8 protein-coding genes and 1 pseudogene are annotated in these 6,380 nt (G+C 59.6%); 7 read left to right on the forward strand and 2 right to left on the reverse strand.

Features of this window, described 5'->3' with window-relative positions:
- Positions 1 to 160: transposase (locus M3I54_RS43190; RefSeq protein ID WP_254338201.1), on the reverse strand; the 160-nt coding region annotated here is incomplete at its 3' end.
- Between the two features lie 96 nt (positions 161 to 256).
- Here M3I54_RS43190 and M3I54_RS43195 point away from each other — a divergent pair.
- The 3 genes and pseudogenes from M3I54_RS43195 to M3I54_RS43205 all read left to right on the forward strand — a co-directional run.
- Positions 257 to 694: pseudogene (locus tag M3I54_RS43195) on the forward strand (ATP-binding protein); the annotation flags it as partial.
- Between the two features lie 662 nt (positions 695 to 1,356).
- Positions 1,357 to 1,599 carry a hypothetical protein gene (locus tag M3I54_RS43200; RefSeq protein WP_254346479.1) on the forward strand — a complete coding sequence of 81 codons (243 nt, stop codon included), beginning with the start codon at positions 1,357 to 1,359 and terminating at the stop codon, positions 1,597 to 1,599.
- Between the two features lie 13 nt (positions 1,600 to 1,612).
- Positions 1,613 to 2,062, forward strand: a complete 450-nt coding sequence (locus M3I54_RS43205) for a hypothetical protein (RefSeq protein WP_254346481.1) — start codon at positions 1,613 to 1,615, stop codon at positions 2,060 to 2,062.
- Positions 2,063 to 2,130: 68 nt separating this feature from the next.
- Here M3I54_RS43205 and M3I54_RS43210 read toward each other — a convergent pair whose 3' ends face one another.
- The gene (locus tag M3I54_RS43210) at positions 2,131 to 2,628 is read right to left on the reverse strand and encodes an Arc family DNA-binding protein (protein ID WP_254346483.1); all 498 of its coding nucleotides are present in this window, start codon (positions 2,626 to 2,628) and stop codon (positions 2,131 to 2,133) included.
- 325 nt (positions 2,629 to 2,953) lie between these two features.
- Here M3I54_RS43210 and M3I54_RS43215 point away from each other — a divergent pair, with 325 nt between their 5' ends.
- From M3I54_RS43215 to M3I54_RS43230, 4 genes are all read left to right on the forward strand, one after another.
- Positions 2,954 to 3,658 (forward strand): phage antirepressor N-terminal domain-containing protein, encoded by a 705-nt coding sequence (locus M3I54_RS43215; protein WP_254346485.1) that lies wholly within the window; start codon positions 2,954 to 2,956, stop codon positions 3,656 to 3,658.
- A 246-nt stretch (positions 3,659 to 3,904) separates the two neighbouring features.
- On the forward strand, positions 3,905 to 4,912 hold the full coding sequence (locus M3I54_RS43220) for a hypothetical protein (RefSeq protein WP_254346488.1): 1,008 nt from the start codon (positions 3,905 to 3,907) through the stop codon (positions 4,910 to 4,912).
- Positions 4,913 to 4,916: 4 nt separating this feature from the next.
- Positions 4,917 to 5,426 carry a hypothetical protein gene (locus M3I54_RS43225; protein WP_254346490.1) on the forward strand — a complete coding sequence of 170 codons (510 nt, stop codon included), beginning with the start codon at positions 4,917 to 4,919 and terminating at the stop codon, positions 5,424 to 5,426.
- Positions 5,427 to 5,690: 264 nt separating this feature from the next.
- Positions 5,691 to 6,254: a hypothetical protein gene (locus M3I54_RS43230; RefSeq protein WP_254346492.1), complete on the forward strand. Its 564-nt coding sequence runs from the start codon at positions 5,691 to 5,693 to the stop codon at positions 6,252 to 6,254.
- Positions 6,255 to 6,380 lie beyond the last annotated feature (126 nt).

Here is a 6,380-nt window from a genome sequence, read left to right on the forward strand (position 1 = left end):
TGCGCCACGCAAACACCTGGTTCGCATTCACCTGATGACGTCGGGCTACCCCGGAGACGGTGGCTCCGGGTTCGAAGGTCTCACGCACAATCGCCAGTTTCTCTTCAACTGAGCGGCGTCGGCGTTGCTCCGGCTGCGTCAGAACCTCAACGGGTTCCATGTTGTTAGTTGTAGGCTTAAACATAGGCGGAAGACTACCTCATAGTTTAAGCGTTACCCAGTGTCCGGTTTTCGCGGGGGCCGGCCCAGGCAGTATGTGACTGCTTCGACTGGCGCCGGAAAAACATGGATCGCCTGCGCCTTCGGCCAGCAGGCCTGCCGACAGGGCTTCTCCGTGCTGTACGTGCGCGTCGCGCGGCTGTTCGAGGAATTGAAAATCGCCCACGGCGACGGCAGCTTTACACGTCGGCTCGCGCAGCTCGCCAAGATGGACGTCCTGTTGCTCGACGACTGGGGACTGCAGGACGTCGACCAGGGCGCGCGCAACGATCTGCTCGAAGTGCTCGACGATCGCGTCGGCACGAGATCCACGATCATTACAAGCCAATTGCCCCTTGACCACTGGCACGCCTGGCTGCAAGACCCGACTCTCGCCGACGCAATCCTCGACCGCCTCGTCCATCAGGCTCACAAGCTCCCGCTGAAGGGCGATTCGATGCGCAAGAAGAACGCACCTGATCAAAAAGTAGCCTGATCTCGAACACGCGCAGTACAATCTAAGCACTACGCAGCACTTCCCTCCTGGCCTGTTCGACTTCACCGAAACGGGCGTTCAACTTCCCCGAAATACGCACCCCTGCATATGCGCGTGCCACGCCATGTCCGCGCATACGCCCACGCGCCCGCGTAACAAATCGGGAAACACCCCGACGATCAAGCGATCAACGTCTTGATTCTGAAGTGAGCCATGCCATTTGCAGCGGTAGCCGGGAGACTCGGAGCGGGTGTAGGTGGGGCCCTGACGACAGACCTGATGTCGCCTGGCACTTCGGGCGGTGGTTCGTCGTACTACACACCCACGGGCCTCGGCACGTCTGATCAGACGTGGCAGCAGCTGCTTGCGCAGCTCAGCAACACTTACGATGTGACAGGGCTGAACCAGTACGGGGCTGCAATCGCTCAATCTCGGCACGGCCGCGAACAACACGTATTCGCCCGCATATCAGGCTGTGGAGGTCAAGCCGAGCGCGTGATTTTCTGCGACTTATGGCCGCTACCTCACGCGATGGAGGTAAAGCTCGCGCTTTCAGCGAAGCGGACATAAGCGGCGCGATCGGGGATCGAGTGGCAAGCGTGCTATTGTTCCCCGCCCGCTGATTAGAGCTAGTCATATCCTTCACAACGAAAGAGATCGCCATGCCTAACGTCCAGATTTACCGCTTCCAGAAATACGATATCAGTACCGATGAGTGGCAAACCTCGCGGCGCTGGGCCACGGCCGAGGCCATCACGAGAGTCGGCGGCCGGCTCCTTGGCGAGCCGCTGAATGTGGACGAGAGCGTGCTGGGTGGCGAGGTTGACGGCATGACGGATCGTGCCTTCAATCCGAATTCGACAATTGGCGGCGTCTTTCAGCAAACTGTGAAGCGCGGATACTGAGCGAGCCTATCCCGTGGACATCATTGCCGCGCTGTCAGGACTGAAATCCGCAATCGATCTTGCTAAATCGGCGATCGCGGCCCGAGATGACGCCATGCTCGCGCAAGCGCGATCGGAGATGCTGGAACACGTCATCGATGTGCAGTCGGAGTGCTTCGAACTGCAGCCAACGAACCAGCGGCTTCTGGCGGAGGCTCAGGCAGCGGGCACGCGTGAGAATGCGCTGAAGGCGGAGCTCCAGCAGATCCAGAACCACACGGCCGATATCACGAACAACTATGAATTCCGGGTAGGCGGGACGGGATCAAGCTACTACGAGGCAAAGACCCCCGATCCGGCGTCTAACGCGCGAGCCTACCTGTGCGCGAATTGCGCAGCTAGCGGCAAGAAGACATTCCTTCACCGGGCCGTGCTTGGATCGCATTACGTCTGCTCGGCCGGGCACGGAAACATCCAGCTGTGAGCCCATTAGCGAGCCGATAACGAACGGCAAGCTTCTGCGGTCAAGTGAGCCTTTTGAACGTCGCCTGGTTATGGGTGGACGCCGGCGCGAAGTGCGCTCAGATCCAACTGGCCCATTTGCCGAATCACCGCCTCGCGGTGTCGCACTACGTCCGCGAGGCGTTCAGCGTCCACGCCTCGCACCGTGGCCAGATAGCGAAGCAGTTCCCCGAGTTGCGCGTTCGTCGACGCAAGCAGTTCCTGCAGCGCAACCACCCGATAGCGCTCCGCGGCCATCCGCGCTTCAGCCGCCTTGCGTGCAGGTTCCGACTGGATCCCCTGCACGACCAGGCGGACAGCAGCCTCCTCGAGCGATTCGCCCGTGCCCAGCGTTGCCGCTTCGACGATCTGCTGGAGTCCCTTCGGCACTTTGGGCGGCACAACGCTCTTTTTAAGTCGCTCCACTATTTCAGTGTTCAGGCTTTGCCCTGCGGCATCGGCACAGTCCTGCAGGTCCTGCCGCAACTCGGGCGGCATTCGCAAAGGATAAGCAGCCGCCTGCTTCGCTCCCGTCTTTTCGTCCGACATGTGCCCCCTTGATAAATCTATGTGATTTGACGATACTTAGCATATGGCATCACGGAGATTCTACTATGAATCTATCTGTGAATAACGTGGAGCGAACGCTTCATGCCCGCACCGCAACCGAATTCGTATCCGCTGCGAATGCCAGCGGACCTGCGGCGTTTCCTGCAGGAAAAGGCTGACCGTCTCGAGCGGTCGCTGCATTGGGTGATCGTGAAAACGCTCGAGGACGTAGGAAGAAGGAGGCGCGCACGAAGGGCGGCTGATCGATAGAAAAAACCCCGACCGGGTATCTGGGGAGATGACGGTCGGGGCTTGATGTCCAATCTTGGAGAATGAACGCATGCATGCTAGCACGCGGGCGTTGACACGCCAACTGAAAGTGCCGTTCCACGGCACGGACCTTCATATCGTCGAGCACATCGGCCATCCTTACACGCCGATGAAGCCGATTGTCGAGGGTATGGGGCTGACGTGGCACGGACAGCACGGAAAGCTCAAAGACAACGCCCACCGCTGGGGCATTCTCGATTTGAGAATACCTTCGGCTGGCGGCCCGCAAATCATGATCTGCGTGCCGCTGCGCAAACTTCCCGGCTGGCTCGCGTCAATCGAGCCTGGCAAGGTGAAGGACATCGCCATCCGTGATCGCGTGATCCTTTACCAGGACAGCTGCGACGACGCGCTCTGGCGGCATTGGAATGAGCAAATCACCGCTCGCCCGCGCGCCGGAGACGCGAAGAGCACTGTCGCTGATCGCGCCGACGCCTTGCGCTTCGCCACCGAGCTGGTGATCGACAGACACGTTCCCTACAGTGCCGCGTATCAGGTAATGCGACTTTACGCCGGTACGCCGAGCTTTCGTGCGATGACGTGCGATCAGGCCGCCAGCGCGGCTGAGTTCGCACTGCGACTGCTCAACCACGACGACACGGTCGCAGACTGGAAGCGCGTCGAGCTCCACAAGAGCCAGCTGTACAACGCGCCCGAGCAGTTGACGCTGCCACTGCACCCGCGGCTCGCACCCTCCTGACCCGGCGACCGCGTGCAGCGAGTGTCGGCGCTACCCAGCGCTGGCGCGCGCCCTGCGCCAGCGACCACAACTCTTTCGGGGGATGCTGAATGAATCGATCGATGCGGAACGCATAAGATTGCAGACATTTCGATAAACTTGCGATAACCGGCGGCATAATCTCAGCACTGAACAATATGCACGCCCTCGTAGTGCGCAAAAACAAATACCTCTCAAAACAGGAGGCTGGGTCCTCCCGAAAATCAAATGGCCACAGAGACCAGAACACAAAAATCTGCTTACTATCGACGTGCGGCCATCGTGCCGACCTCCGCGCAAACGCTCCAGCAACTTTTTCAGCAAGCCCTCGGGCAGCAAAAGAAGATCAAGGATCGGCTTGAGGCTGTAGACGCTTCCGCCTCGCACTTCCGCGTCGTCAGCTCGAGCAAGACCGTAAAGGGAATGCTATGCGGGACCCTTGTCGCGTTCGAGCGGGGGGCCCATCAACTTGTGATCGTCGACGACCCCGAAGCCACCAGCCTGTCGATAGGCGCGCTTGAGCCTCCGCAGAAAGATGAGAAGCAGCAACAGTACGTCCCGGGCGTGCTGTTCTTTGCGGTGTTCGAAAATCATCTGGCGGTGGTCCATTCCCAATCGCTTAAAACGTCCGCGCTCGAGCAGCACATCGCGTGGCTGCTTCGCGAGAAAACTGGCTTGCTTGGCAGCCAGCAAGGGATTGCGCTCGCCGATGAGATCAAAAAGGCAACGAAAGAGCGGATCCGCAAGTCGCACGTGAAAGCGCTGTCATTCGGGAGGCCGTTCATGGCGCACGAGGACGATGCCTCGGTAGCACCATCGGCCGCAGTGGCGCTCAAAAAATCCGACGTTTCGAAGCTGACGCCCGACTCGGCTGTGGTCAGTTTCATCAAAAGCATCCTGCCGGGCGACAAGTTCGCAAAGCTCAATCTGGAAGACGCAGTGTTCGAGGGCAACCTCGAGGTATGGGTCGAAATCCGATACCCCTCGCGATCGCGATCTCAACCCGCGGACACCATGAAGTTGATCGACGACCTTGCGATTGCCCTGCGCGATCAGGAAGAGGATACGGTGATGCTGGAGCTAGCCGATGGCTCGAAAGTCAAGGGGTCCGAGCTCAAGATTTCAGCACCGATTACCCTCAAGAGCACCGGCGGCGTTCCGCAAGAGGACGCGTTCTATGACGACATGGCCGGGTGGTTGTCGAGTTTGATTGTCAACGGGGTGGTATCATCGTAGGGCCATGAGGACCTACTCCAGACCCCTGCTGCTTGTACTCGGAGCTGCGGCGTTCGCTGCCTTGGCGCCGTTTTTTCCGTCGCTTATCTCCGGGACCGTTGTCAAATATATGGCCGGCGTGTTCGTGCTGGTCGGGACAATGCTGTCCGTTTTCTTTGCGCAACTTGGAAACACCACGGGAGTGGGCGTACTCTCCTCCCGCGAAATGGAGCGCTACACAGCCAAGCGCATCGAGATCCGCGGGCGGTTCTGGCTGGTTATCGGTCTTTGTCTCGCGTGCAGTGTCGTCATGTGGCTGCTTAGCGAGAAGCACGTGAGCCGTATTGCCGCCGTCAACGGCGCAGTTGTCGGCTTCTTTGTTTTCGTGGGCGTGACTTACCTGCTCGTCGTGGCGCGTTGGATCAACGATTTGTCCGCGTTCGCAGACCGAATGCGGCTCATCGAACAGCAGCGAAAAGAGCATGAAGCGTTGCTGAAGCGGCTGGCCGACGCCGCGAAGAACCACAGCGCATAGCAAGACACCCAGCACAGCAAGGGTCATGAATGCAAAAGCCCCGCATTGTGCGGGGCTTTGTCTTTTCTGACGCGGGGCTTTGTGTAACCCCGCAGAGTGGCGAGGCCTTGAAGGTGGCGCGACAGGAGGGGCTCGAACGCCCGACCCTCGGCTTAGAAGGCCGATGCTCGTGTAGCGCCGCGCCTTACTGGGCGCGGCTTCTATCCAGCTGAGACGATCCTGAGCACAATTTGAGCACACTGCGACTATCGAGAGGTAGCCGCAATGGCGACGATTACGAAGTACCGAGAGAAGTGGAAATGCCAAGTACGCAGGAAGGGCTTCCCGGCATCAACCAGAACGTTTGCTATCCGTGCGGATGCCGTTGGATGGGGCCGCGCAATCGAAGCGGAAATGGACGGGGGCGTGTTCGTCAATCGGGACGAAGCTGAGAACACGAGTGTTGCCGATCTGCTCGACCGCTACATGCGGGACGTGTCGCCTGCCAAGCGCAGCCATGCCAGCGACAAGGGGCGAGCGCGGACAGTACGCGCTGCGCTGGGTCCATACAAGCTAACCGCCCTGACCTCGCCTGTGTTGGTCGCTTACCGGGATCGGCGGCTGAAGTCCATCTCACCGCAGACCGTGATCCACGAACTGAACCTGCTGAACCGGGTACTCACACTCGCGACGAAGGAATGGGGCTTCGTCCTGCCCGGCGGCGTGCCTAACAGGTTGCGGAAATACACCCCCGGCGGAAGCGGTGCGCCTCGATGTACGCGCCCGCCAGTCGCAAACTTTCGCATTGTGCAATCTCAACGCGAATTCAACGTTCTTTCGGCGGCTTGAGGCCGACTTCTGACCTCCTTGCCACGCTTTCCGCCACTTATAAGCGGATTTGTCCCAGTGATCGCATGCGCACGAGGTTGTATGCCGCCATGTTCAACACGAACATCTGGTCCACCTTCTTCAAGC

The sequence above is a fragment of the Paraburkholderia sp. CNPSo 3274 genome, from assembly GCF_024206475.1.
GTDB lineage: Bacteria > Pseudomonadota > Gammaproteobacteria > Burkholderiales > Burkholderiaceae > Paraburkholderia.